This window comes from Polynucleobacter sp. JS-JIR-5-A7 (assembly GCF_018687935.1).
GTDB lineage: Bacteria > Pseudomonadota > Gammaproteobacteria > Burkholderiales > Burkholderiaceae > Polynucleobacter.
The window spans coordinates 289,119-312,735 of the sequence record NZ_CP061308.1 but is presented as its reverse complement, the minus strand read 5'-3'; the positions used below and the strand labels follow the sequence as shown (position 1 = coordinate 312,735).

The following is a 23,617-nucleotide window of genomic DNA, read 5'->3' as shown; positions in this document are numbered from 1 at the left end:
TTCATGATAGCCTCTCTAGATTAAGCAATGTTTCCAAAATATCAGCATCTTTAAGTAAGGTATTTGGGAAAAGACTCGAGTCTCTTTTTTTAACGGCATGTAGAAAATCCCCCATTTCTTCTATATAAGGATTCTCTGGATTAATATAACCTTTTTCAACATTACCATGCTCGAATTGATATTCAACCCATTCTGTTAAATTTTCATTAATATACTTAACGCTATTAGAATCTCCACTAAATATAATCTCTCCTTTTTCCCCCAATACCCTCATCTCTCTGGTTGCTTTTGGACTAGAAACTACCTCTACTGTTAAATTCAAAATAGCACCACTCTCGTACTTGAGTAAACAACAATATATATCATCAATATCAATTTTTATATTGGATAATTTTGTTTTATGACATGACAATACTTCAGGTTTTCCAAAAATATTATTCAGCCAAGTTAATTCAAACGGGACGATTTCTCTAGCTCCACCGGTTTCTCTATTGGACACATAAAAATCCTCCATCCGCTCCCAGGGATGCCAGTCTTTTAAATGCTGTCCAGACTGATACTGAATAAAGAGTGGCGCCCCAATTTGACCCCCAAGAATAATTTCCTTTATTTTTTTTGGCCCTGGAAAATATTGCATAGTGCATGAAGGTGAGATTATTAAATTTTCTTTCAAATTTTTATTCGACAACCTTCGTATCTCATCCGCACCAACAACTGATGCCTCAATGAAACAATCAATACCATAATTCAATGCAATATTCGCATAGTGCATATGTAAATCAGGCGGCGTAGAGATAATAAAAACATTCGGATCCAATTGGTCCATGGCATCTTCAAATGTTAAATAGGAATTTATGCCGTATTTATTTAATACTTCATCCCTTCGATCTGACCTCAAATCAAATCCATATATATTCTGAACCCCTAATGCCTGTAAATTACGTATGCGCCTTTTACCCATAGAGCCAAGGCCAATAACTAAAAATTTCACACATTCCCCTCTAGATAATTCATGACACCTGAAACTGCAAGGAAATCACTAAAATCATCCACTTCATAACATTGCAAGCTACTTATCATATGCCCCATTGTTCTGGATGGATAGAAAGTTTTTTCGCGCAATAGAACCTTGGTTTTAATAATATAAGCCACTCCATATGGAAAATAAGCTGGATCAACATCTTGCCGGCGAGAAGCTGTCGGGAGATCATCAAAATATTGCTCTACTAGACCAGCTTCAGAAACTCTCTTCAATGCGGATACATAGGTACTGACCTCACCCAAGCTGACAATCGCATCAAATTCCCGGTCAGATCTAGCTAACTTTTCAAGCATTAAATCTATTTCACCAGCAGACCTTAAGGGCGAGGTTGGTTCCATCAGAACGATGTAGTCAAAATATTCATTTCTTGCCTGATAAAAATTAATGGCATGCTCTATTACCGATAAAGTTGTTGAGTGATCATGGGCCAACTCACTGGGCCTCATAAATGGAACCTCTGCCCCATATTCTTTGGCTATATTTGCAATGTCAACTCCATCTGTGGAAACAATAAGGGTATCTACATAATTACTCTCCAAGCCAGACTCAATGGTCCAAGCTATCATTGGTTTTCCACATAAATTTTTAATATTTTTTCCAGGCAACCCCCGCGAACCTTGTCGAGCTGGAATAATTGCTAAAACCCTCATATCATTAATCATTTTTTGCCGCTCCTAACCGTAGAGTTAGCCAAACTTAAATCTGAGGGACGACCAACATCTAGCCATGGCTCATGCATAGGATACGCCACTACTGGCTGCGCATTCATCCTTAGTAGCTCAAAAAGCGTAGTCATATCCATTGCAATATTCTTCTGCAGGAATGACAAGGCCACTGGATCTATTACATAAACACCTGCATTAATGTGACTTCTAATAATTGGCTTTTCTTCTATGCCAGTAATTTGTAAACCGTTAGTCAAAATCACGCCATACGGATTTTGCCATTCGTGCTCCCTAACAGCCATAGTTGCAACTGCCCCATGGCGCCGATGGAATCCAATAAGCTCTGAGAGGCTAATATCCGTAATAACATCTCCATTCATTACAACAATGGGTTCATCTGTAATAAAATCAATAAGACCCAATGCCCCAGCAGTTCCAAGGGGTGACACTTCCTCCAAATAAGAAATATTTACGCCGAATTGAGATCCATCCCCAAAGTAATTCTTGATTGAATCTGCAAGATAGTTCGTGGAGATAATAAATTTAGTAATTCCCTCATTACTGGCTCTTTCGATAATATGTAGCAACATTGGCTTACCAGCAACAAGAAGCATTGGCTTGGGCGTATCCTGAGTGTGAGGCATTAAACGACTCCCCCTTCCCCCAGCCATAATCACCATGATATTATTCAGCGGAGATTTTACTAACTCATTCCAAGCGTGCAGGCCAACTAAATTTCCAGAATCATCGACTACGGGTATATGAGTGACTTTATTTATATACATTAACTTTATTACGGTATCCCGATGAACCTCTGTAGGCACAACCAAAGGCGCTCGACTTGAAATAGAGATTGCCAATTCACTCAATGAAACCCCTTTCATGATTGCACCCCGAATATCTCCATCGGAAATAGTGCCCAACAATTTATTATCAGCCCCCTTGATTAATGCAATTTTTAACCCTGTCTTATTAAGATTTTCTATAACCTCTTTGATTGTGAATTCTTCGCTTATAACTGTACTCAACCATGCATCACTAAAATCAAGCATTACCATCCTCCATGAGGATAATTTTTTCATTCTCCATGTAATCTTTCAAAGCTTTTTTTCCTAAGATTAAATCGATAAACAATGGAGATATTCCATCACCCGGCCTCTTTATTGAAATATTTTCCTCGCTTAGGATTTCACCTTTTTTAATTCTCTTTTTTGCAACGATTGATTTTCTGGTTGCGATCTTATTTGCCTGCTCAATAGCTGAAATACGCTTCACACCATCACCCATTGCCTTCTCAATATTTCGTATTGAAGCCACCATATTAATTAAATCCGATGGCTCAATACTCGCTTGATGGTCTGGCCCATCCATAGATTTATCTAGCGTAAAGTGCTTTTCAATAATAGTTGCGCCCAATGCAGCTGCAGCTATTGAAACTTCAATTCCAATCGTATGATCCGAATATCCCACGTTAACACCGAAAGCGTCACCAATAACCTCCATTACCCTTAGATTCACATCCTGCATGGGGGCCGGATATTCAGTTGTACAGTGTAAAACGGTAATATTTTTTCGCTTGGCGCCCATACTTTCGAGTGTATTGAGGGCAATTTCAATCTCGCCAAAACTTGCCATACCTGTAGAAATTATTATTTTATTTTTTTGCTTACCTATATATCTCAAATAAGGGATATTAGTAATCTCACCCGAAGGTATTTTTAGAAAATCCAAGTCTAAGCTTAGCAAGAACTTTACGCTATCAATGTCAAAACCTGTTGAAAGAAAGCCTATTTTTTTTTGCTTGCAATAGTCACTCAACACATAATGCATCTCATTGGAAAGCTCAAGCTCCGATAACATCTCGTATTGAGTTTTATTTTGGCCCATTGCTTTCTGTTGGTATGACGCCATTTTCGCTGAAGGAGAGACAAGAAGGTTGGCTTTAAAAGTTTGAAATTTTATATAGTCCACTCCTGCAGCAGCCGCTACATCGACCAACTTTCGCGCTATTGCAATATCGCCATTATGATTGACCCCAGCCTCAGCAATTACTATTATTTTTTTATTATTCATATAGAGTAGTTGCCAAAATTAATATTTTTAGTCACGATAGATCCAATGCCAATAACTGATCTCTTTCCAATTTTCAAACCTTGTTTTACCAGCGTGCCACTACCTATAAATACCTCATCATCAACTGATACGTCACCATTTAGAACTGTTGCAGTAGAAATATGGCAATGGTTACCAATACTTACCCCGTGCTCAATCAGTGAATTTGAATTTATAATACAGTTGTGTCCAATTGTTGCGCCTGCATTTACAATAGCTCCATGCATCACGATGGTGCCAGACCCAACAGATGCGTTTGGTGAAACATAGGCTAACGGAGAAATAATTGGTGGCAATTCAAACCCCATCCCTAGCGCATAATTAAAGCAATTGATTTTTATATCTGGATTTTTAATTTGCCCAATAGAAATGTGCGCGCACCGAAAACTTTTAGCCAATTCAAACAATTTATCATCCGTACCCAATATGGGATAGCCAGAAACCCAAGTATTTAGCTCCTCGGGCATGCCCACTAAACCCGCAATTTCGTAAAGCTGCCCACTCTCAATAACATCTATACATGAAATTGCATGCCCCCCCGACCCAATTAAAATAATATTCTTCTTAATCATTATCTAGTCGCCAAAATTGGACTACTTGGAATATTAATCAGTTGACTCGACAGGAGGCGAGCGGTACTTAAATCCATTCTTGGGCAACCCTTAAACTGATTTAGTTCACTCATTAGGGCCCAGGCTGGTCGAGTCATAAAACCGGCCTCATTTGTAATTTCTAAGATCTCATTTTGATATCCCACCTTATCGGGATCGATTCTTAAGGTTTGCAACCAAAAATTGCTCTTGCAGCCTTTTGGCTCGCTTAAGATTTGCAAGCCCTCAAGCCCAGAAAAAGCCCTCTGATATCGATAAAATAAATCCCTTTTAGCTATTAATATTTTATCTATTTGCTCTAATTGAGCGCATCCCAATGCTGCGTTTAAATTTGGTAGACGGTAGTTATAGCCAATCTCATCATGGCGATATTCCCATGCATGCGGCACTTTAGCTGTAGTGGTAAGATGCTTTGCAAATTTTGCCAATTCATAATCATTTGTAAGAATGGCACCTCCACCTCCCGTTGTAATGGTTTTATTTCCATTGAAACTAAGTGTACCCATGAGGCCTAAAGTTCCAGTGTGTTTACCGTAATAATAGCTACCCAAAGATTCGGCTGCATCCTCTACTAGAGCAATATTAAAATCATGCGATATTCTCATGAGGCCATCCATATCCACTGGGTGTCCAAATACATGCATTGGAACAATTGCGCGCACTACCCGCCCAGAAGTCTTATTAATACAGCACTTTGATTTTTGTTCGGTATGCGAGTTTAGATAATCACGTAATTTATAGGCATCAATTCCCAAAGTAATCGACTCGCTATCAACAAAATGCTGAATTGCATTACAGTAAGAAACAGCATTAGCGGTTGCAACGAAAGTTAATGCAGGCACCAATACCTCATCTCCAGCTTTAACCCCTGCAACTTTTAGCGCTATATGTAACGCAGCGGTTCCATTTACTACAGCCACCGCATATTTAGCTCCCGTAAATTTTTCAAGATCACTCTCAAATAGATCCACAAATTTACCAACAGATGAAACAAAGCTAGAATCAAGGCACTCTTTTAAGTACAACCACTCATTACCAATAAAGTATGGCTCATGCAAGGCCGCTGGTGCTTCGCCAACTGCAATTTTTATTGCCCCTAATATTTTTCTTGCAAGACTTGAACCATCATTCATATGTTTATATATTATAGATTTGCGATTTATAGTGGGCTAAATTTCTGGGGTTTGAGAACCATTCAACGGTTTCGGATATACCCTCAATAAATCCAGCCCTCTCTCCATATTTTGGCTCCCATCCAAAAAGTTTTTTCGCCTTTGAATTATCTGCCCAGAGTCGATCAACTTCAGAAGTTTCAGGACGCAAGCGGTTACGATCAGTTACAATTTTAATTTTTACGCCCATAGTTTCCGCAATTAGTAATGCTGTATCACCAATTGATATTTCAAAGTTACTGCCAATATTGATGACTTCTCCAACCCCTTTAGTTGAAAGAAGTGCCGCAATAAATCCTGCAACAGTATCTTTAACAAAATTAAAATCTCGTGTTGGCGATGTAGCACCGAGTTGAATTTCCCTAACTCCATTAGCAATCTGGGAAATTATTGTGGGTATTACTGCGCGGGCGGATTGTCGAGGCCCGTATGTATTAAATGGTCTAACAGTAACGACTGGCAATCCAAAGGAGGCATAAAATGCGTATGCAAGCTGATCGGCCGCTATCTTTGTCGCCGAATAGGGAGACTGCCCTTGCAACGGATGATCTTCTGTTATTGGAACAAAAAGTGCACTTCCGTAAACCTCACTAGTTGAGCAATGAATAATGCGCTCTACACCTAGCTCACGAGCCGCTTGGAGTACATTAAGGGTGCCTTTAATATTTGTATCAACATAAGTCTCCGGCGAATGATAGGAATATGGGATTGCAATGAGAGCCGCCAAATGCAATACAGCGCTGCAACCCTCCATAGCCCGCTTAACACCATACGGATCGCGAATATCCCCAGAAAACACTTCAAACCTTCCGGCAACATCATCACCACAAGAGTCTAACCACCCCCATGAGCCAAAGGAGTTATAAATTACAAAAGCGCGAACTTTGTAGCCCATCCTAACCAAGGCTTCAGTTAAATGCGATCCTATAAATCCATCGGCACCAGTCACTAGAATTGTCTTGCTCTCGTCTATTACTGTCATTTGTTATTTTCACTAAATTATTAAAACGAATTAAATACAATATTGCGATATTTTAATTATTTAAAATACATGCAATACATGCAAATCAATACCGGCTAAATAGCCCGAGTTCAATAGGCCCCAAAAGGCCTATTAACTTCCTCGATAATGCCATCAGCCACTCTAAAAATTCTGTTGCAACCAGATAACGAAGACTGCCGATGAGTGACCATTACAACAGTGTACTCAGCATCCAAATTCGACAGGCTACCAACCAAAATGGACTCGGACTCAGGGTCAAGAGCACTTGTTGGCTCATCCAAAACCAAAACCTTAGACTGATGATACAAAGCTCTAGCCAAACCAACCCTTTGACGCTGTCCACCAGAAAGATGAACCCCATCCTCACCTAGATTTCGACCAAAAATATGCTCGCCCTCCGAAATATCCAATAAATCGTACAGTAATGTTTGTTTGGCAACTACACCAATTCGGTCTAAATCAATTTTTTCTTTAGGCACACCAACTGCTATATTCTCCTCGATTGAAGAATCAAAAAGAAAAACATTCTGAGGTACTTGCGCAATATTAGCTCGCCAATCATCCATATTCTGAGTGCTCACCTTAACCCCATCGATACTCAAATAACCGCTGGTGGGACTCAGCAAACCAAGGAATATATCCAGAAAAGTGCTCTTTCCACCTCCACTAAGACCAATAATCCCAATCTTATCCCCCTTATTAATGCATAAATTTACATCCTTAAGTACAAACTTTTCAGCAGTACTTTTATAAGAAAATGAAACGTCTTTGAAGAGAATTTTATCTTTGAATGCAATTGGTAGGCTTATGCAATGTTGTAGATGCGAAACATCATCAAACCTTAGTAAATTCAAAATGCCCTTTAATGCTGGCATACTAGCCCTAATTTGACAGAAAGATGCGTAAGTCTGCTGCATCATGGGAAGCATTTTTTGGGCACCCAACGCAAAGATACCCAAAACTCCAATTGATGTCTCTATAGAATCTGAATGTTTAATCATGTACATTGCCAATACGGATACTAAAATCATTCCACTAGCTTCAAGTATAAATCTTGGACTCATTGCTATAAATGCATTCTCTGCCTCCGATGATCTTAAATTTATATCAAGCGCTTGAAAGTGTTTAATGTAATAGCTTTGCAGTTTATTAATCGTGATCTCCCTATAATTTCCCAAACTCTCTTGTAAAATTCGAACGAGCATGCTTGAGGAATCGGAAATTTTCATACCGTTAACATATAACTTCTTTTGTAGTGTTTTGCTAATAACCAAATAAAGGACTGAAAATGTTAAAAAAGAAAATAAAACGATAGCGAAATTTACGTAAGATAAAGCGGCAACAGTCACAATCAAAATTATTATCGAACTAAAAAAGAGCATTGATGGAAAAATAAAATTATTAACTATGTAATTTGTCTTAGTAATAACAGAATCAATTGCTAGATTACTTGAAATATTTAAGTGATCTTCATAACTCAAAAATAGGTTTTTTTTGAACAGCATCAGACTTAAATCTGCGCCTAGATTAAAAGAAAATCTAGCGTTCAATCTCAACAGCAACAATCGCATGGCGCCCGCAAAGAGCGAGCTCAAACCAAATGCAAACGCTAAAAAATATACCAACTCAGCAGAACTTTTTGGCGAAATGATCTTAGATATAAGATCGGTAGATTGATAATTGCCATATCTACCGGCACCAACCAAGGACGCCATAAATGGAATGATTAAGCTTAAATTAATTAATTCAATTAATGATGTAAAAAAAGTTGCCAAAAGTACAAATGAAAGCTCTCGTTTTCGCTGAAAATCGAGTAAGCTCCATAATTCAAAAAATGCATTACTTAATTCTTTTAACATATGAAATTATAAATTGGCTTAAATAAAACATTCAATTATATAGCCTATATATATTATTTTTTAAATTTTAATTTTATAACGCTGATTTAATAATCTCATGAAGAATAAATAAATAACTGTAAATTCAGCCGCACAAGAGTACCACTTGAGGAAATGGCTTTAGGTTGAACCTACTAGCAGTAATATTTTCTTTGTTGCAAAAATAATATACTGAGATTAATTTAAACTAGGTACCGCACCTATATTGAAAGGTATTTTTGACTATATTAAAGTCATTTCTTAACGCCAAAGTATTATTTGAATCTAATTTTAATCGCCAATCAAAAGTTTTATTTCGCTGCTTACTCCATTCAGCGAAGTAGATGTTGGTTGGTAACCAAATTTTTCAGCAACCCTATTTATAGAGTAATAGTGAGATTTACTCCCCGTTACATTAAGCCCAGAATTTATGTTGTCCAGCTCATACCTTAAGTTGAATTTATCATTAAGCGAAGTTAATAAACTAATTTTATCTATTGGAGCCAGACTATAACAATCTATTGCTGTATTTACTGGCTTACTCGTCAACATTGATTGTACAATCCCGTAAAAATCTGCTGGGCACAGATAATCGCGAAATATGTTTTCAGCAGACGTTATAAATATACTTTTTTCTTGAATTGCTCGCACAATATCAGTTATCAAAAATCGCGCACTCATATCTTGAGTGTGGCTAAAATAATTAAATATACGAATATCAACTATTGCATAATCTCGTAGTGCGCGGTGTCGAAGCTCTGAGTAAATCTTAGCAAGCGCATAAAAATGCTGAGATTGGGTATTATTTACCTCAAACATCGCCTTGCTTTGATCATTTACCGGCCCCTCAAAATTAGATCCATATACAGCGCCACTACTCATGTAAAGATAACGAGAGCTAGGGTATTTTTTAAGGTAATCTAGTGCGAAATCATCATACTTAAGATTTACATGAAAAATATTTTCCCCCATCTCTAGAGTCCTTGCGGGGTTTCCCGACCCAATAAAATTAATTACTGCATCATAAAATCCATCGGAAATTAAACTTTGGTATTCTGAAATTTGGTATCTTTTTTTTATACCTACTTTGTCGCACCATTTCTTTATGAGACTTGAATCTCTACCATATAGAACTACGTCATAGTCAGTCTTTTTAAAAAATGAAATTACTAGATCCCTGGCAATTTCACTTGTACTTCCTAGAATAGCTATTCGCATATTTGTAATTTCGTTAAACCACCCTCTAGATTTAACGCAGACTGACTGCCAACAAGACCACACACTCTGTCATTTAGGGCTTTTACATTAATTCGCATCATTAATTCTGAATTAGTAGCCATTGATTCAAGCAACCAACTTCCAAAGCCTCCATCAATCAAATGATCTTCAATAGTACGAATTTTTTGATATTTCACTACCTGATTAGGTTGATTTTTTTTGAATTTCATCCCCCAAAGTGGCATCGAGCTTAAAGAGTAATCCCGCAATTCTGGAGAAGTTTTTAATATTTGATCTACAAAATTCAAGGTAGATCCGGTTGTTAGGAATATTTCCCCTCCCTTTGCCCCGCTCCTTATGGATAACCACTCACCAGGAGATACATCGGGGATGTGGTCATGGATGCAAGGCTCCCCAGACTTACCAAGCCTTAAATAACTTGGTTGAGGATGTTGAATGATGTATCGCATACAAGACCTAACCTCCATGGGATCGCCAGGTGCAGCAATTAGCATATTGGGAAGCGCTCTCATTAATGCGTAGTCCTGAACTGCATGATGAGAGTACCCTAAATTCCCATAAGCCAAGCCCCCACCAACGGCGACCACTGTTACTGGCAACTTATGATAATCAACATCATTCCGGATTTGTTCAGCACATCTAAAAGTGGGGAAATTAGCAATTGAATAGACAAAAACATGGAATCCCTCAGATGCTAAACCTGCAGATAACCCCATCATATTTTGCTCAGCCACGCCTGCATTAAAAAAGCGTTTTGGGAAACGATTTGCGAAGGACTCTACAACACCATATCCCAAGTCGCCAACAACTAATGCAATATTTTCATTTAACTCAGCCTGTAAGGCCAACTCCTCAATAAAAGCGTTACGCATACGCCAACCTCAGCTCACTTAGAGCCAATTCTAATTGCTCATCATTGGGGTTTTTGTAGTGCCATTCCACTTTATTCTCCATAAAACTTACGCCTTTACCTTTAATGGTGTGGGCAATAATAGCCAAAGGCTTATCATCAGGCACATTTACGAGGGATTGAATAATTTCTTGATGATTATGGCCATCAATCTCCCTGACGCTCCAGCCAAATGCCTTTAATTTATCGGAAAATGGCTCTATTGCAAGGGTACTGGAAACAGTTCCAAGGCTTTGTAGTTTATTGTAGTCAATTATTGCGGTTAAACCCGATAGCTTGTGGTGTGAAGCGAACATAAGCGCTTCCCAATTTGAGCCCTCATCCATCTCTCCATCGCTCAATAAAACAAAAGTTTTCCAAGGCCGGTTTCTCGCCTTCGCTGCGAGGGCTTTCCCAACACCAAACGGCAAACCATGCCCCAAGGACCCTGTAGAGAATTCCACCCCATTAACCTTATGGCTAATATGATTCATCAGCCAAGAAAAATCTTCCCCATAAGTAACAAGATCATCAATAGATAAGAAGCCAACCTCAGCTAAGGTTGAATATACTGCTACACAAGAATGGCCCTTACTTAAAATAAAACGATCACGATCAGGATTGTATTGATCCAACCTGTCATATTTCATAACCACACCATATAGCACCGCAAGAATATCGGAAATTGAAAGAGCGCTTGCGATATGAGATGCTTTTGCTCGATGAACCATTTTTAGTGAATTTTGTCGTATGCGATTTGCCATCCTCTGAACTTCTATCATTAAAACCTCACACCCAAATAGAGCTCAATCTTATCAACCACAAACTCTAGCATCTCCTCAGTTAGGGACGGTTGAACCCCAATCCAGAAGGTATTCTTCATTACCCTATCAGTATTAATTAAATCGCCACTTACCCGAAACTTCACATTACTCATGTAGGGCTGCCGAATCAAATTTCCAGCAAATAACAAGCGCGTTCCGATTTTGCTTTGATCCAAGAAGGTCGTTAGATCCAATCTTGATACAGGACAATCATCTTTTATGGTGATGGGAAATCCGAACCAAGATGGGCTGGAATGTTCTGTTGCCTTCGGTAACTGTAAAAATTCCTCACATGTTCTAAGCCGTCGCCTTAAAAATTCATAGTTATCCTTTCGGGCTTGAATAAATTGCGGCGCTTTTTCCAATTGCGCTAAAGCACAAGCTGCCTGCATATCAGTAATTTTAAGGTTGTAGCCCAAATGGCTATAGGTATATTTATGGTCATAGCCTTCTGGTAAATCACCCAACTTCCAGCAAAATCGTTTGCCGCACGTGTTATCTTTTCCAGGGGGGCAGTAGCAATCTCGACCCCAATCCCTAAAACTCTCAGCAATCTGTTTTAATTCAAAATTATTAGTTAAAACTGCGCCGCCCTCACCCATGGTGATATGGTGCGCAGGATAAAAACTTAATGTACTTATATCGCCAAAAGTGCCCACCATTTGACCTTTGTAAGTAGTGCCTAGCGCATCACAGCAATCCTCAATAAGCCATAGGCTGTGCTTCTTACAAAGTGCAGTCACCACCTCTAAATTAAATGGATTGCCTAGGGAATGAGCCAGCATAATAGCTTTTGTTTTTGGACTAATGGACGCTTCAATTTTTGAAGCGTCAATATTATGCGTGTATTCATCTACATCCACAAATACAGGAATGGCACCAAATTGAACAATTGGATTGACTGTTGTGGGAAATCCAGCAGCAACACCAATCACCTCATCGCCCTGCTGGATCGCGCGTTCACCCAACTTCGGGGAGGTAAGAGTAGAAAATGCCACCAAGTTAGCGGATGAACCAGAGTTGACCGTAATAGCATGCTTTACACCTATAAATTCAGCCAACTTCTTTTCAAACTGCTCATTAAAACGACCAGCAGTGAGCCAACCATCCAAGGAGGCATCCACCATATTTTTTAACTCTTCAGCACCAATCAATTTACCGGATGGGGGTACAACTGTATGTCCCGGATGAAACACTTGTGGAGAAAACTCAATAGCGGCAAATTGATCTACTAATGCAGCAATTTGCTTGCGTAATTTTTCTTGCTCTAATTTTCTAGCATCAATAGTTTGTGTAGTCATTATTTAGTACTCATATAGTGATTAATTTGCGCAAGACTAACTTCTAGCATATTTTCTTTTGTTTGATAGGCTTTTTGCCATTGCACTATTTTTTGTATGGCGATCTCTAAATCCCATCTTGGAATCCAGCCTAGTTGCGTACGCGCTTTGGAGCAATCCAACTTCAAAAGACTGGCTTCATGCGGCTGCCCTGCGCCCTCTTTTTCCCATCTGGCTGAGCCTCCCCATTGAGCAATAACAAGTTCAATCATCTCTTGCACCGAACAATTTTCCTCATCACGTGGGCCAAAGTTCCAGCTAGTAGCATAGGCAGAGCCTTGCTCATAGAGAGCTTGGGCCAAAATTAAATAACCAGAAAGAGGCTCTAAAACATGCTGCCAGGGGCGGATTGCCCTAGGATTGCGAATCATTAAAGATTTATTTAATTCAAAAGCTTTAATTGCATCAGGGATTAAGCGATCCTGTGACCAATCTCCACCACCAATAACGTTGCCCGCCCTTGCAGATGCAACCTTATTAACTGAATTTGGACTGGAAAAATAAGACTGGCGGTAAGCTGAAGTCACTAACTCTGCGCATCCCTTACTATTACTGTAGGGATCATGCCCGCCCATGGGCTCATTCTCACGATAACCCCACACCCATTCATTATTTTCGTAACACTTATCCGTAGTTACTACCACAGTAGCTTGGACAGTATCAATATTCCGTGCGCCCTCAAGAACATGGACGGTACCCATTACATTGGTCGCATAAGTCTCTACTGGATTAACGTAGGAATAGCGCACCAAGGGTTGGGCAGCCATGTGAATCACCACATCAGGGTTTGCTTCCGACATTGCTTTTTGCAAAGTTGCTAAGTCACAAATGTTGGCGATATGCGACTTCTCAACCAGGGAATCAATTTCCAATACATCAAACAAGTTAGGGCTTGTAATGGCGGCTAGTGCATAACCTGTAACTTTTGCCCCCATGGATGAAAGCCAAAGAGACAGCCAACCACCTTTAAATCCGGTGTGGCCAGTTAAAAAGACTTTTTTACCCTTCCAAAATGCGGGGTCAACATGTGCTACTTTCATTACCAAGATTTCCAGGGTGGGCTACCTGAAATCCAGAGCTCCTCAAGATAATTTTTATCGCGCAACGTATCCATTGGCTGCCAAAATCCATGATGCTGGTAAGCCATCATCTCCGACTGCTGTGCCAAACTCTCCAAAGGCTCACGCTCCCAAATGGTGGAATCATCCTTAATAAGATTAATTACCTCTGGAGAGAGGATAAAAAAGCCACCATTAATCATGCCGCCATCACCCTTTGGCTTCTCTTTAAAGGAGGTAATTTGATGATTTATGTGAATATCAATTGCTCCAAATCGTCCCGGTGGATAGACTGCCGTCAATGTCGCCTTTTTGCCATGACTTTTGTGAAAAGCAATGAGCTCAGTTATGTTTACATCGCTCACACCATCGCCATAAGTAAAGCAAAACGCCTCTTCGTCCTTAACGTATTGAGCAACCCGTTTTAGGCGTCCACCGGTCATCGTCTCAGAGCCAGTATCTATGAGGGTAATCCTCCAAGGCTCTGCATATCGATGATGGACCTCCATCTTGTTTTGAGCCATATCAAATGTCACATCGGACATATGCAAAAAGTAGTTTGCAAAATATTCTTTAATAACATATCCCTTATAGCCACAGCAAATGATAAAGTCATTTACTCCATGTGCCGAATAGAGCTTGAGGATATGCCACAAAATTGGCATACCGCCTATCTCAATCATGGGTTTAGGCTTGCTTTCGGTCTCCTCTGAAATTCGAGTACCTAGACCGCCCGCCAGAATAACTACTTTCATAATAAATGCTTAATAAAAAGTTAAAAACTCAATATCTGGCAGTGACACAACTCGTAAAAGTGAAATTCAACAGATCGCACCCGCAATCAGTCGATTTTTTTCATTTCTATAAGTTCGCCTTTGCCGATCTCAAAAATTAGCCCGCAAACTACCCCCCCCAATAATCCTAGCAGAGAAAGAAAGATGAGGTTTGGGCGCCTGATTGAAAAATTAATTGCGGTAACAAGCTGACTAGTTGTATTTTTTGACCTATTAATCGACGTCTCAATTTTACCTATATTGCGCAGTATCGAAATATAGTTTTCAACCCCAAAACCCTTGTTAAACATTTCAGCAAATTTAGAGGACTTGGCAGCACCAATAAAAGCGTGTTCTAATTCCCTTTCTCTTCTGAGATCATCCCTAAGCATCTCAAGATTCGAATTAATCATAGCTACCTGAGAGAGTTGTAGATACTCCAAAATTTTCATAATGCAAGCCTCTCCCACTTCAATGCTGTTCGCTCTGATTTGCAGGCTCATTGCTCCAGGCATATCTTTCATGGTCGCAAGTTTTGCTTTCTCAGCCAAAACAACTCCCCGATATTCAGGCGCCCACCCACAGGCACGATCCAAACCATCGATATTGTCGACTGGAGTTGACTCTAACCGAGCTACAGCCCTCACGGGCTCCTCAATTAAGTAAGGCGAGCTATTGGTTTCAGCGATAAATGCTGGCATAGAAATCACCGCCTTAGTCATATAGTCAACTGGAGTAACAAAATAATATGCAGTAGAGAGAGCTAAACCAAAAATAGTAAAAAGCAAAACACTTTTGTATGCTTTTTTTACAAAATTTAATAGATCTGAGACCAAAATTAGATTATTGTTTGATTCTGAACTCATAAGGCGGGGATTTAAAAATCGCTGGCGGGGGTTAACTAAAGCTTGTACATATTGTTCATAACTGATGTTATCACTATTTGCCGAATTTGCTGTCAATTTTAATAATTTAATGAATGAATATCTCACTCACACCTAACCATTGGTCATTTAGAGTTCAAAATGAAACTGCATCCCCTTACTAAACACCTCGACTCAAGTAAAATAAAACATTGGCGAGACCTCTACAAATTAGTTATCGCTATCTGTAGTTTTGGCGTGCTAAACATCTGGGCATTTCCCCACACTATTGCTATGCGCAATATTTTTTTGAGTGTAGGATCAATTCTTGGTCTAGCTTTACTAATATCACTTGGGAAGAAATTGCTGCAATCGCGGTTTTTTTCGATGTACTTACTTCTAGCGCTTATCGCCTGGATGTGGGTCCACTACTTCGCCTTTCCCATTGCCCCCGAAGTTGCAATTAAAGAGTTGAAGAGCACATGGCTCAGGGTCTTTTTAGCCATTATTCTTGGATCAGCATTCGGCCTATATATAACCCAATCTAGGATTTTACAGAACATAGCGCTTTTGAGCTTTTCCTCCTTATTGTTAATTTATTTATTTAAATACTTATTTTATAGCTATAGCTACGGGGGACTATATAACGATGGATATTTTAATGGAATGTTTATCTCAAAGGCAGGCGGGACGTATTTTTTATTGTGGCCTTTTTTTATATCATGTGCATATATTGACTATCTAACACATCAACCATTTATTTTTAAAGAAAAGTTTGCTGATAGGTCATATATCTTTCTTATGCCTACTGTTTTTTTTGGTTGTTTTGCAGCCTTTTACACCTTACGTAGTTTAAATGGACTCCTAATTGCCTCCATCAGTACTTTAGTTTTAATTACAAGAATCTCGTACTCAAGCTTCAGCAAGGGTAGGTATATCAAGCTGGGAGTTATTTTTTTATCAATCTTCGCAATTTTCTTTACGCTACATAACTACAGTAAACGTGATGGTGGAAAACTATACAATATTTGGTCTGACGTTCAAATTGCAGCGCAAATTGATTTACATCCCAATTGGAGATTTTATCCAGATTTACCCCTGGTTCCCAAGGCGCCCGATGGCCATCCTATCAATGCCAGCACTTATTACAGAGTTGCCAATGCCATCCAAGGGGTTCGAATTATTCAAGCTCACCCCTTAGGTGCTGGATTTACTTATTTACCCTATGGTCTTTACCTGTCCGAACTATATCCAGGCTCAACCGCAGACCACACACACAGTGGTTGGGTTGACTTTACTTTAGGAGTAGGCATCCCAGGTTTAGCTTTATTTCTTAGCGCAATCGCCCTGGCACTTCTCAACGCCCACCAAATAATATCAAGCAAGAAATATTTTAACCCCCACCAAATTTTGTGGGTCTATTGCTCAATTTGGGCAATAGGAGGAATCACTATGGCCTGGATCTTCCTTGAGGTAAGCGAAAAAGAATATATAGAACATTTGATTTTTATGGTGTGCTTGTTTGCTGCCGGCACTGGTACCCCCATCCTTTTATCTCACAAAGAAAAAGATTAGGCGAATATGAACGCAATTGTTCTAATGGTTATTGGGCCGAGATATGAGGCTCTTTATGAGGGCTCTAAACTTCAGTTTGAAGTCTATGCAAAAAAATGTGGGGCCAATCTAGAGATTTGTCGAAGAGCGCCCGACCCCAACATGCATGGTCATATCCTTACACAAAAAATGCTCTTACCTAAATCCTACTCACAGTATAAATGGATAGCATTCCTAGATTTGGATGTAATCATTTCTAAAAATGCACCGAATATATTTAACTGCGTCGATGAGACAAAAGGGTTTGGCGCGGTACTCGACCCCTTAGATAAAGTTGAGTATCTTCAAGCAAATCGAGTATGGTTTAACAAAGATTTCAGCAGAATTACGACCCTAACTAACAGATTTACCAATGAGGGGTTTAAATTTAACTCAAAAATTATCGGCATCATTAATAGCGGTGTATGGGTCGCAAAGCCGAGTGTTGTAAGTGAAATTTTTTCGACCTATTACTTCGGCGGAGCTTACCAGGGAAAAGAAATGACTTCATTAGAAGAGATCCCGATGTCATACCTTACTCAGAATGCTGATCTATTTTTCCCTTTGAATGTGAAGTTCAATAATCAGCTAATTTATTTCTCATGCGAAAAGAATGCCCGATTTAATTACCTCCTCATCAGAACGCAAGAAAAAATCAACCAATTACTAAAGCGATTCATTCCCAAAAGAAAGAATTTTTTATTTCTCCCCCCTTATATCGCCCTTATTGAAAAAACTTTAGATTCGAGTTTTATTCTCCACTTTTCAGGTGGTTACCCCATCCCCCAGAAGCTTAAAAACTCACTAAGTTTTGACTTACGTAAATAACTTTATACGAATATTGATACTAAATTCATGCTGCCTATTTTTATAATCCATCAAGGTTCTCAAAGCTACCTGCAACGTGCCATTGAGTTTTCAAGGGCGCATGGAAACTATACGGAACTCATTGGAACCGATCACATAATAGGAAGTTTCTGTAGCGAATTCCATGATTCAAAAAAAATTATTTCGAAAGAGTATTTAGCATTTGAAAAGGCTTATGTTCACATGTCTAGTAATTCTCAGGAATTTGAATTGCTATGTTTTAAGCGCTTCTTTTACCTGCTGCAGGTAGTCAAATCCCAAAAAATAAAGTCATTTTGGATGATCGATAGCGATGTGATGCTGCTTACAAACTTATCCACATTCGGACAAGACGTACTAATAAAAAACAAATATTGGGCGGCACTTTCAACGCCAGTCCAAGGCGACATGGATTGGGCCAGCTCACCACATGTTTCATTCTGGACGCTAGAGGCCTTATCAAGCTTCGTAACATTTTTAGCTGGCATGTATGCAAGCCTCATGATAGAGAGACTTCAAACCAAATATGCGTACCACATGACTACAAAAATCCCTGGGGGTATTTGTGATATGACCGCTCTCTTCTTATGGCAACAGGAAAATAAAGGGAAAATATTCAATACTGCTCGCGCCCATTTGGATGGCTACCAACTATTCGATCACAATATTAATATGGGCGGAAACTATTTCCCGAATGAGTTTATAAAAAATCAGCTATTAGACATCAAACAAATTAGCTACGCAAATAAAACGTACTTTGCTAAACCAGTCAAGTCCACAGCTCTAATGCCCCTATCTTGCTTACACTTTCAAGGCTCATCAAAAAAATTCATTGCCCTCTTCGTAAAATTTAAAAATGTAAACCTAACCAGTAGTTGCGCATATAAAATACTTAGGTGGAATGATAAAAAGCAATTCATATCGAATTTCTTTTACTGGTTCGATTCTATTTTTACCAACTTAAAAAATAGAATCAATCGCTCTAAAAAATCACTCGATACTGTTATTGAGGCTGAAATTAAAGGGGATAATTTTTACAATAATCTATATCACTTAGCAAGAGACCCTCAACTAAAGAGATTTCTTGAGATCGGATCATCGAGTGGTGGCGGTAGCACGAAAGCATTCGTTAGTTCTATATGCCAACGATCAGATAAAGCTGATGTTCGTTTTTACTGTATGGAGCTTAGCAAAGTAAGGTTTGATGCGCTTCATCAAACTTATAAAAATGATTTATTTGTCAAAGCATATAACCTGAGCTCCATTTCTTCTAAAGAATTCCCAGATCGACATGAGATTATTCACTTTTACAACACCGTCTACACCAAACTCAACAATGCAAAACTAAGTAAAGTTTTAAAATGGCACCACAATGATATTGCCTACATACAAAAATCAGGTTCTGACATTAATGGTATTGAGCTAATCAAGTCCATGGAGAACATCCAGTTTTTTGATATGGTTTTAATTGATGGCTCAGAATTTACAGGTGAACGAGAACTAGAATACACAATTGGCGCTAAGATCATTGCACTCGACGACACAGAAACCTATAAGTGCTTTTATGCAATGCAAAAACTCATGCTGAATGAGAACTACCGTCTTCTAGTCCATAGACCAGACGTACGCAATGGCTATGCTATCTTTTGTCGGAAAGATTTTCATTTACAGGTCTCTATAGAAAGTATCAATAATTAATATAATTCCAGGGTAATTTTCGAGTAAATTCTCCCGGAGTTTTGCGTGCTAAATGGTAAAAAAGTACAGGCTTTTTATCTAACGGATACAAAACGCTCTCGACTAGGTGCGCAAAGGCTGTATCGATCGTATGAATCTCCTCAGCCAGAAGAATTAATTTCGTCCAATCATAAAGATTATTCGTTTGTGGGTTCACTTGAATAACTTTTCTAGCCCTTCCATTTTCAATATTTAATTGACATTTAGTTCCAGCAGAACCATCGGAGCAGGCCAAAATGTAGGGTTCATTTAGCGAGTTGAGCCTCTCATATAAAGCATCGGATTGAGGGCCGGCCGGTACGTAACAATTCTCCCAACGATTTAAAAAAGGAGTTTGATGCTGCTCATAAAATGCTTCATCAAAACGTTTTACATCGACATTTAAAAGGCCAATTGGCATATATCTAGCATTCAAAAAGCCAGATAATTGGCGAGCCACTCTTCCACTATCAACGACAAATAAATAAACCTGCTTCAAATCTTGAAACATCCAGGCTAGGGTATGGTAACAATATGGGAGGCATACGTAATAAAACCTGGTATTTGGCTCCCGCCTCACAAGCTCTCTTACCAAGGCCAAACAAATCAGCCCATCTCCCAATCCTAAATGAGGCTCTAGCACCACCATATTCCTCTTTTTGGGAAGAAACAGATTCTTGATGGCTAACTTGAAATTAGTATCCTTAAAATGCATGCTTTTTTGCCCTAAGCTATTGTTTTCCCAAGGAATTACTTTGGGTTATTGCGTTATTAAATGGCGATATTGATCCATCGTCATTTTAGATGCCTGATGTGCGGGAGAATTTTTCAAGCCAATCCTATCAGCCCAATAACTCAAGAAGAGTCCTGAGTAATCAAATGCTCTGTCTTTCAAGTTTGCATGCTGCCCAATCAAAAAATCTTGAGTAACAATTTTCCATTCATCAACCACAATGACTGGTAAATCCACAAATAGATCGCTCAAATGATGCCTTTTAACGATTGGTATACATCCCAGCGCTAAGGCCTCCCAAGTCCTGTGACAATCAGTACCTGCGCCACTAGGGCTGATCACAAAAGCGTAATTGCTTTGCGCTTGCCAAGCCATCGTTCTTGACAAATTTGCCTGTGGAAAAATACAGGCAGATAAGTCAACATGCTCTTTACATAAGCTACGATCACCGCGATCTAATGAGAATATCCAATCACAATACGCTTTGGGCTCGCGTTCAGACCACGGGAGTGATTCAGAAAAGATCTTTCTTAGTTCCAGCTCTTGCAATGCTGGCAAGATCAACCCCCCTCCCCATATTTGGGGGTCGACCCACTTGGAATGAAAATCTATACCGATCGGCAGGGACTGAAGTTTTGGGCTATCAATAGCTTTATTTTGAGCAAACCAAGTATCTAAAAATGGATTTTCGATAATCCGATCAAAATTTTCACCCAAGTAGGAACGATTGATCGATATATCGCTATCCCCAGTAACCAATACAAATGGTAATTGAATATGCTTCAAAACCTCAGTGACAAATTTAGGCAATGCATCTGTGCATATATAAATTGAAATAGGATCAGATTCCCGTGGGTAAGCCTTTATCCTTTCAGGAATTTTTGCCAGATACTCATGATCTACTGAACTTGATTGAGGATCTTTTGGACTAATGTTACACCGAGCCATAAGGGGGTAACTACCAACAAAGCGAGTGTTTGCAATCGAAAATAAATATTCTTCTTCAAATTGGGTGCGATAGGCAGATTTATTTTTATCAAAGTACTTTAAGAGTTTCCCAATAAATCGCATAGGGTCTTTTGAAAGCTTATTAAATGCCATGCTAGGTATGCACCGATAAAAGGTATGCGTTATAAGCGCCTGATAAACCAGTCAGGAGGTCAACTTGGGGCATCCAACCTAAACTGTTTAATCGACTTGAATTCATCCACTTCCTTGGTGCACCATCAGGCTTACTTGGATCAAAGCTGATGTTGCCTTGATAGCCGGTTGCTTTAGCTACTGCATGGGCTAACTCATTAATCGTGATATCACTACCAAATCCGACATTGATATGACTCTGCATTGGCTCGGTATGCTGATCGTAGATAGTCTTGTCTAGATCCATCACAAAGACAGAAGCAGCAGCCATATCATCAACACAGAGAAATTCTCGTTTTGGGGTACCCGTTCCCCAGATCACTACTTCCGGCGTATTACTTACCTTTGCCTCATGAAATCTTCTAATGAGCGCAGGGATTACATGACTATTTTCCGGATGATAGTTATCACCTGGACCATATAAATTAGTCGGCATAACTGAGCGATAGTCAATCCCATGGCTGTCGCCATATTGACGGTTGTAGCTTTCGCATAATTTGATACCTGCAATTTTGGCAATCGCATAAGGCTCATTCGTTGGTTCTAGCGTTCCCGTCAATAATGCAGACTCGCTCATCGGCTGTGGAGACAACTTTGGATAAATGCAGCTAGAACCTAAGAACAAGAGTTTTTTTACCCCACTAACAAAAGCCTGATGAATGACATTAGACTCCATCATCAGATTTTGATAAATAAACTCTGCCGGAAAAGTATTATTCGCATGGATACCGCCCACTTTAGCGGCAGCCAAATAGACTTGATTAGGCCTTTCAAGCTCAAAGAAGGATTGGACTGCAGACTGATTAGTCAGATCAAGCTCTGCATGCGTGCGGGTGACGATATTACTAAAGCCCTTAGCCTGTAGATTGCGCATAATAGCAGAACCCACCATACCCCTGTGGCCTGCCACATAAATCTTTTGATTTAGATCTTTACTCATGTGGATATTTTTTATCTTTTTGTTTCTATTTTTTAGTTTTCTTTACCTACTGCTATCGAATAACCATGCTTATGGAGTAATGCATTCTGCTTGGCTTGATCCAGGTCGTTCGCTACCATCTCCACAATCATTTGATCTAAGGTAATTTCCGGAACCCAGCCCAGTTTTTCTTTGGCCTTCGTGGGATCACCCAAGAGGGTTTCCACTTCAGTTGGACGGTAGTAGCGGTGGTCGATCTGCACAACCACATCACCGACTTTTAAGGCTGGCGCTTTGTCGCCCTCAATTGAGGCTACGATAGCTTTTTCATTTTCAGCAGTTCCTTCAAACTTAAGAGAGATACCGAGTTGCTTGGCACTTCGGGTAATAAATTCACGAACAGTGAACTGCACACCAGTAGCAATCACAAAGTCCTCTGGCTTATCTTGTTGGAGCATCAACCACTGCATGCGCACATAGTCTTTAGCATGACCCCAGTCGCGCAGGGCATCGATATTACCCATATAAAGACACTTATCTAGGCCTTGAGCAATATTAGCCAAACCACGAGTAACTTTACGCGTCACAAAGGTTTCACCACGGCGCTTAGACTCATGATTAAAGAGGATACCGTTACACGCATAAATGCCATAAGCTTCACGATAGTTCACAGTAATCCAGTAGGCATACATCTTAGCAACGGCGTAAGGACTTCTTGGATAGAAAGGGGTAGTTTCTTTTTGCGGAATCTCTTGCGCTAAACCATAAAGCTCTGAAGTTGAGGCTTGATAAAAACGGGTTTTCTGTTCTAAACCCAAGATGCGAATAGCCTCCAACATACGCAGTGGACCCATCGCATCGACATCTGCCGTGTACTCGGGAGACTCAAAAGAGACGGCTACATGAGACTGTGCGCCCAAGTTATAAATTTCGTCAGGCTGAGTTTGCTGGATGATGCGTACTAAATTACTGGTATCCGTTAAATCACCATAGTGCAAAATTAAATCAGGATGGTTTATGTGTGGATCTTGATAGATGTGGTCGATACGCTCAGTATTAAAAGAAGAGGCACGACGCTTGATGCCATGAACAATATAGCCTTTTTCTAAAAGAAATTCGGCGAGATAAGAACCATCTTGCCCGGTGATGCCAGTGATTAAGGCGATTTTTTGTTTGCTCATATTCTTCTGCTTAATTGCTTT

General features: G+C 39.5%; 22 protein-coding genes. 3 read left to right on the top strand and 19 right to left on the bottom strand.

Annotated elements, in window-relative coordinates:
• Position 1: 1 nt before the first annotated feature.
• The 15 genes from AOC29_RS01675 to AOC29_RS01605 form a co-directional block, all read right to left on the bottom strand.
• Positions 2 to 991: a Gfo/Idh/MocA family protein gene (locus AOC29_RS01675; RefSeq protein ID WP_215296334.1), complete on the bottom strand. Its 990-nt coding sequence runs from the start codon at positions 989 to 991 to the stop codon at positions 2 to 4.
• A complete protein-coding gene (locus tag AOC29_RS01670; RefSeq protein WP_215296333.1) occupies positions 988 to 1,704 on the bottom strand; it encodes a cytidylyltransferase domain-containing protein in 717 nt (238 codons plus the stop codon). Before AOC29_RS01670 ends, AOC29_RS01675 begins: the two co-directional genes overlap by 4 nt.
• A complete protein-coding gene (locus AOC29_RS01665; RefSeq protein ID WP_215296332.1) occupies positions 1,701 to 2,759 on the bottom strand; it encodes a nucleotidyltransferase family protein in 1,059 nt (352 codons plus the stop codon). Before AOC29_RS01665 ends, AOC29_RS01670 begins: the two co-directional genes overlap by 4 nt.
• Complete coding sequence (gene neuB, locus AOC29_RS01660) at positions 2,752 to 3,780, bottom strand: N-acetylneuraminate synthase (RefSeq protein ID WP_215296331.1); 1,029 nt, start codon at positions 3,778 to 3,780, stop codon at positions 2,752 to 2,754. Before neuB ends, AOC29_RS01665 begins: the two co-directional genes overlap by 8 nt.
• A complete protein-coding gene (locus AOC29_RS01655; RefSeq protein WP_215296330.1) occupies positions 3,777 to 4,391 on the bottom strand; it encodes a NeuD/PglB/VioB family sugar acetyltransferase in 615 nt (204 codons plus the stop codon). Before AOC29_RS01655 ends, neuB begins: the two co-directional genes overlap by 4 nt.
• Positions 4,391 to 5,563, bottom strand: a complete 1,173-nt coding sequence (locus tag AOC29_RS01650) for a LegC family aminotransferase (RefSeq protein ID WP_215296329.1) — start codon at positions 5,561 to 5,563, stop codon at positions 4,391 to 4,393. The genes AOC29_RS01655 and AOC29_RS01650 overlap by 1 nt, the downstream gene beginning before the upstream one ends.
• Positions 5,564 to 5,567: 4 nt before the next feature.
• Entirely contained in the window at positions 5,568 to 6,584 is a 1,017-nt protein-coding gene (locus tag AOC29_RS01645; RefSeq protein ID WP_215296328.1) for an NAD-dependent 4,6-dehydratase LegB, read from the bottom strand.
• A gap of 110 nt (positions 6,585 to 6,694) precedes the next feature.
• The gene (locus AOC29_RS01640; RefSeq protein ID WP_215296327.1) at positions 6,695 to 8,464 is read right to left on the bottom strand and encodes an ABC transporter ATP-binding protein; all 1,770 of its coding nucleotides are present in this window, start codon (positions 8,462 to 8,464) and stop codon (positions 6,695 to 6,697) included.
• A gap of 309 nt (positions 8,465 to 8,773) precedes the next feature.
• On the bottom strand, positions 8,774 to 9,700 hold the full coding sequence (locus tag AOC29_RS01635) for an NAD-dependent epimerase/dehydratase family protein (RefSeq protein WP_215296326.1): 927 nt from the start codon (positions 9,698 to 9,700) through the stop codon (positions 8,774 to 8,776).
• Positions 9,691 to 10,569 carry a transketolase family protein gene (locus AOC29_RS01630; RefSeq protein ID WP_215296325.1) on the bottom strand — a complete coding sequence of 293 codons (879 nt, stop codon included), beginning with the start codon at positions 10,567 to 10,569 and terminating at the stop codon, positions 9,691 to 9,693. The genes AOC29_RS01635 and AOC29_RS01630 overlap by 10 nt, the downstream gene beginning before the upstream one ends.
• 16 nt (positions 10,570 to 10,585) lie before the next feature.
• A complete protein-coding gene (locus tag AOC29_RS01625) occupies positions 10,586 to 11,374 on the bottom strand; it encodes a transketolase (RefSeq protein ID WP_251370034.1) in 789 nt (262 codons plus the stop codon).
• 17 nt (positions 11,375 to 11,391) lie between these two features.
• Positions 11,392 to 12,735, bottom strand: coding sequence for a lipopolysaccharide biosynthesis protein RfbH (gene rfbH, locus AOC29_RS01620; RefSeq protein ID WP_215296324.1), 1,344 nt, complete (start codon positions 12,733 to 12,735; stop codon positions 11,392 to 11,394).
• Positions 12,735 to 13,814, bottom strand: coding sequence for a CDP-glucose 4,6-dehydratase (rfbG, locus tag AOC29_RS01615; RefSeq protein WP_215296323.1), 1,080 nt, complete (start codon positions 13,812 to 13,814; stop codon positions 12,735 to 12,737). Before rfbG ends, rfbH begins: the two co-directional genes overlap by 1 nt.
• On the bottom strand, positions 13,814 to 14,587 hold the full coding sequence (gene rfbF / locus AOC29_RS01610) for a glucose-1-phosphate cytidylyltransferase (RefSeq protein WP_215296322.1): 774 nt from the start codon (positions 14,585 to 14,587) through the stop codon (positions 13,814 to 13,816). Before rfbF ends, rfbG begins: the two co-directional genes overlap by 1 nt.
• 86 nt (positions 14,588 to 14,673) lie before the next feature.
• Positions 14,674 to 15,567 carry a hypothetical protein gene (locus AOC29_RS01605; RefSeq protein ID WP_215296321.1) on the bottom strand — a complete coding sequence of 298 codons (894 nt, stop codon included), beginning with the start codon at positions 15,565 to 15,567 and terminating at the stop codon, positions 14,674 to 14,676.
• 63 nt (positions 15,568 to 15,630) lie between these two features.
• Between AOC29_RS01605 and AOC29_RS01600 the strand changes: the two genes are divergently transcribed.
• Genes AOC29_RS01600 through AOC29_RS01590 form a run of 3 tightly spaced genes read left to right on the top strand, consistent with a single transcriptional unit; the run spans position 15,631 to position 19,605 of the window.
• Positions 15,631 to 17,043 (top strand): O-antigen ligase family protein, encoded by a 1,413-nt coding sequence (locus AOC29_RS01600; protein ID WP_215296320.1) that lies wholly within the window; start codon positions 15,631 to 15,633, stop codon positions 17,041 to 17,043.
• A gap of 6 nt (positions 17,044 to 17,049) precedes the next feature.
• The gene (locus AOC29_RS01595) at positions 17,050 to 17,889 is read left to right on the top strand and encodes a hypothetical protein (RefSeq protein WP_215296319.1); all 840 of its coding nucleotides are present in this window, start codon (positions 17,050 to 17,052) and stop codon (positions 17,887 to 17,889) included.
• 27 nt (positions 17,890 to 17,916) lie between these two features.
• Positions 17,917 to 19,605: a hypothetical protein gene (locus AOC29_RS01590; protein WP_215296318.1), complete on the top strand. Its 1,689-nt coding sequence runs from the start codon at positions 17,917 to 17,919 to the stop codon at positions 19,603 to 19,605.
• On the opposite strand, the gene AOC29_RS01585 is transcribed toward AOC29_RS01590, so the two are convergent.
• The 4 genes from AOC29_RS01585 to gmd form a co-directional block, all read right to left on the bottom strand.
• Entirely contained in the window at positions 19,595 to 20,134 is a 540-nt protein-coding gene (locus tag AOC29_RS01585; protein WP_215296317.1) for a hypothetical protein, read from the bottom strand. The genes AOC29_RS01590 and AOC29_RS01585 overlap by 11 nt on opposite strands.
• A gap of 249 nt (positions 20,135 to 20,383) precedes the next feature.
• Entirely contained in the window at positions 20,384 to 21,457 is a 1,074-nt protein-coding gene (locus tag AOC29_RS01580; RefSeq protein ID WP_215296316.1) for a hypothetical protein, read from the bottom strand.
• A 1-nt stretch (position 21,458) separates the two neighbouring features.
• A complete protein-coding gene (locus AOC29_RS01575; RefSeq protein WP_215296315.1) occupies positions 21,459 to 22,436 on the bottom strand; it encodes a GDP-L-fucose synthase in 978 nt (325 codons plus the stop codon).
• 32 nt (positions 22,437 to 22,468) lie between these two features.
• Complete coding sequence (gmd, locus tag AOC29_RS01570; protein ID WP_215296314.1) at positions 22,469 to 23,596, bottom strand: GDP-mannose 4,6-dehydratase; 1,128 nt, start codon at positions 23,594 to 23,596, stop codon at positions 22,469 to 22,471.
• Positions 23,597 to 23,617 lie beyond the last annotated feature (21 nt).

Bases quoted from the DNA above. Each gene is read 5' to 3' on its own strand.
- AOC29_RS01670 (WP_215296333.1), bottom strand. From the start codon at position 1,704: ATGATTAATGATATGAGGGTTTTAGCAATTATTCCAGCTCGACAAGGT.
- AOC29_RS01665 (WP_215296332.1), bottom strand. From the start codon at position 2,759: ATGCTTGATTTTAGTGATGCATGGTTGAGTACAGTTATAAGCGAAGAA.
- neuB (WP_215296331.1), bottom strand. From the start codon at position 3,780: ATGAATAATAAAAAAATAATAGTAATTGCTGAGGCTGGGGTCAATCAT.
- AOC29_RS01655 (WP_215296330.1), bottom strand. From the start codon at position 4,391: ATGATTAAGAAGAATATTATTTTAATTGGGTCGGGGGGGCATGCAATT.
- AOC29_RS01650 (WP_215296329.1), bottom strand. From the start codon at position 5,563: ATGAATGATGGTTCAAGTCTTGCAAGAAAAATATTAGGGGCAATAAAA.
- AOC29_RS01645 (WP_215296328.1), bottom strand. From the start codon at position 6,584: ATGACAGTAATAGACGAGAGCAAGACAATTCTAGTGACTGGTGCCGAT.
- AOC29_RS01640 (WP_215296327.1), bottom strand. From the start codon at position 8,464: ATGTTAAAAGAATTAAGTAATGCATTTTTTGAATTATGGAGCTTACTC.
- AOC29_RS01635 (WP_215296326.1), bottom strand. From the start codon at position 9,700: ATGCGAATAGCTATTCTAGGAAGTACAAGTGAAATTGCCAGGGATCTA.
- AOC29_RS01625 (WP_251370034.1), bottom strand. From the start codon at position 11,374: ATGGCAAATCGCATACGACAAAATTCACTAAAAATGGTTCATCGAGCA.
- rfbH (WP_215296324.1), bottom strand. From the start codon at position 12,735: ATGACTACACAAACTATTGATGCTAGAAAATTAGAGCAAGAAAAATTA.
- rfbG (WP_215296323.1), bottom strand. From the start codon at position 13,814: ATGAAAGTAGCACATGTTGACCCCGCATTTTGGAAGGGTAAAAAAGTC.
- rfbF (WP_215296322.1), bottom strand. From the start codon at position 14,587: ATGAAAGTAGTTATTCTGGCGGGCGGTCTAGGTACTCGAATTTCAGAG.
- AOC29_RS01600 (WP_215296320.1), top strand. From the start codon at position 15,631: ATGAAACTGCATCCCCTTACTAAACACCTCGACTCAAGTAAAATAAAA.
- AOC29_RS01595 (WP_215296319.1), top strand. From the start codon at position 17,050: ATGAACGCAATTGTTCTAATGGTTATTGGGCCGAGATATGAGGCTCTT.
- AOC29_RS01590 (WP_215296318.1), top strand. From the start codon at position 17,917: ATGCTGCCTATTTTTATAATCCATCAAGGTTCTCAAAGCTACCTGCAA.
- AOC29_RS01585 (WP_215296317.1), bottom strand. From the start codon at position 20,134: ATGTTTCAAGATTTGAAGCAGGTTTATTTATTTGTCGTTGATAGTGGA.
- AOC29_RS01580 (WP_215296316.1), bottom strand. From the start codon at position 21,457: ATGGCATTTAATAAGCTTTCAAAAGACCCTATGCGATTTATTGGGAAA.
- AOC29_RS01575 (WP_215296315.1), bottom strand. From the start codon at position 22,436: ATGAGTAAAGATCTAAATCAAAAGATTTATGTGGCAGGCCACAGGGGT.
- gmd (WP_215296314.1), bottom strand. From the start codon at position 23,596: ATGAGCAAACAAAAAATCGCCTTAATCACTGGCATCACCGGGCAAGAT.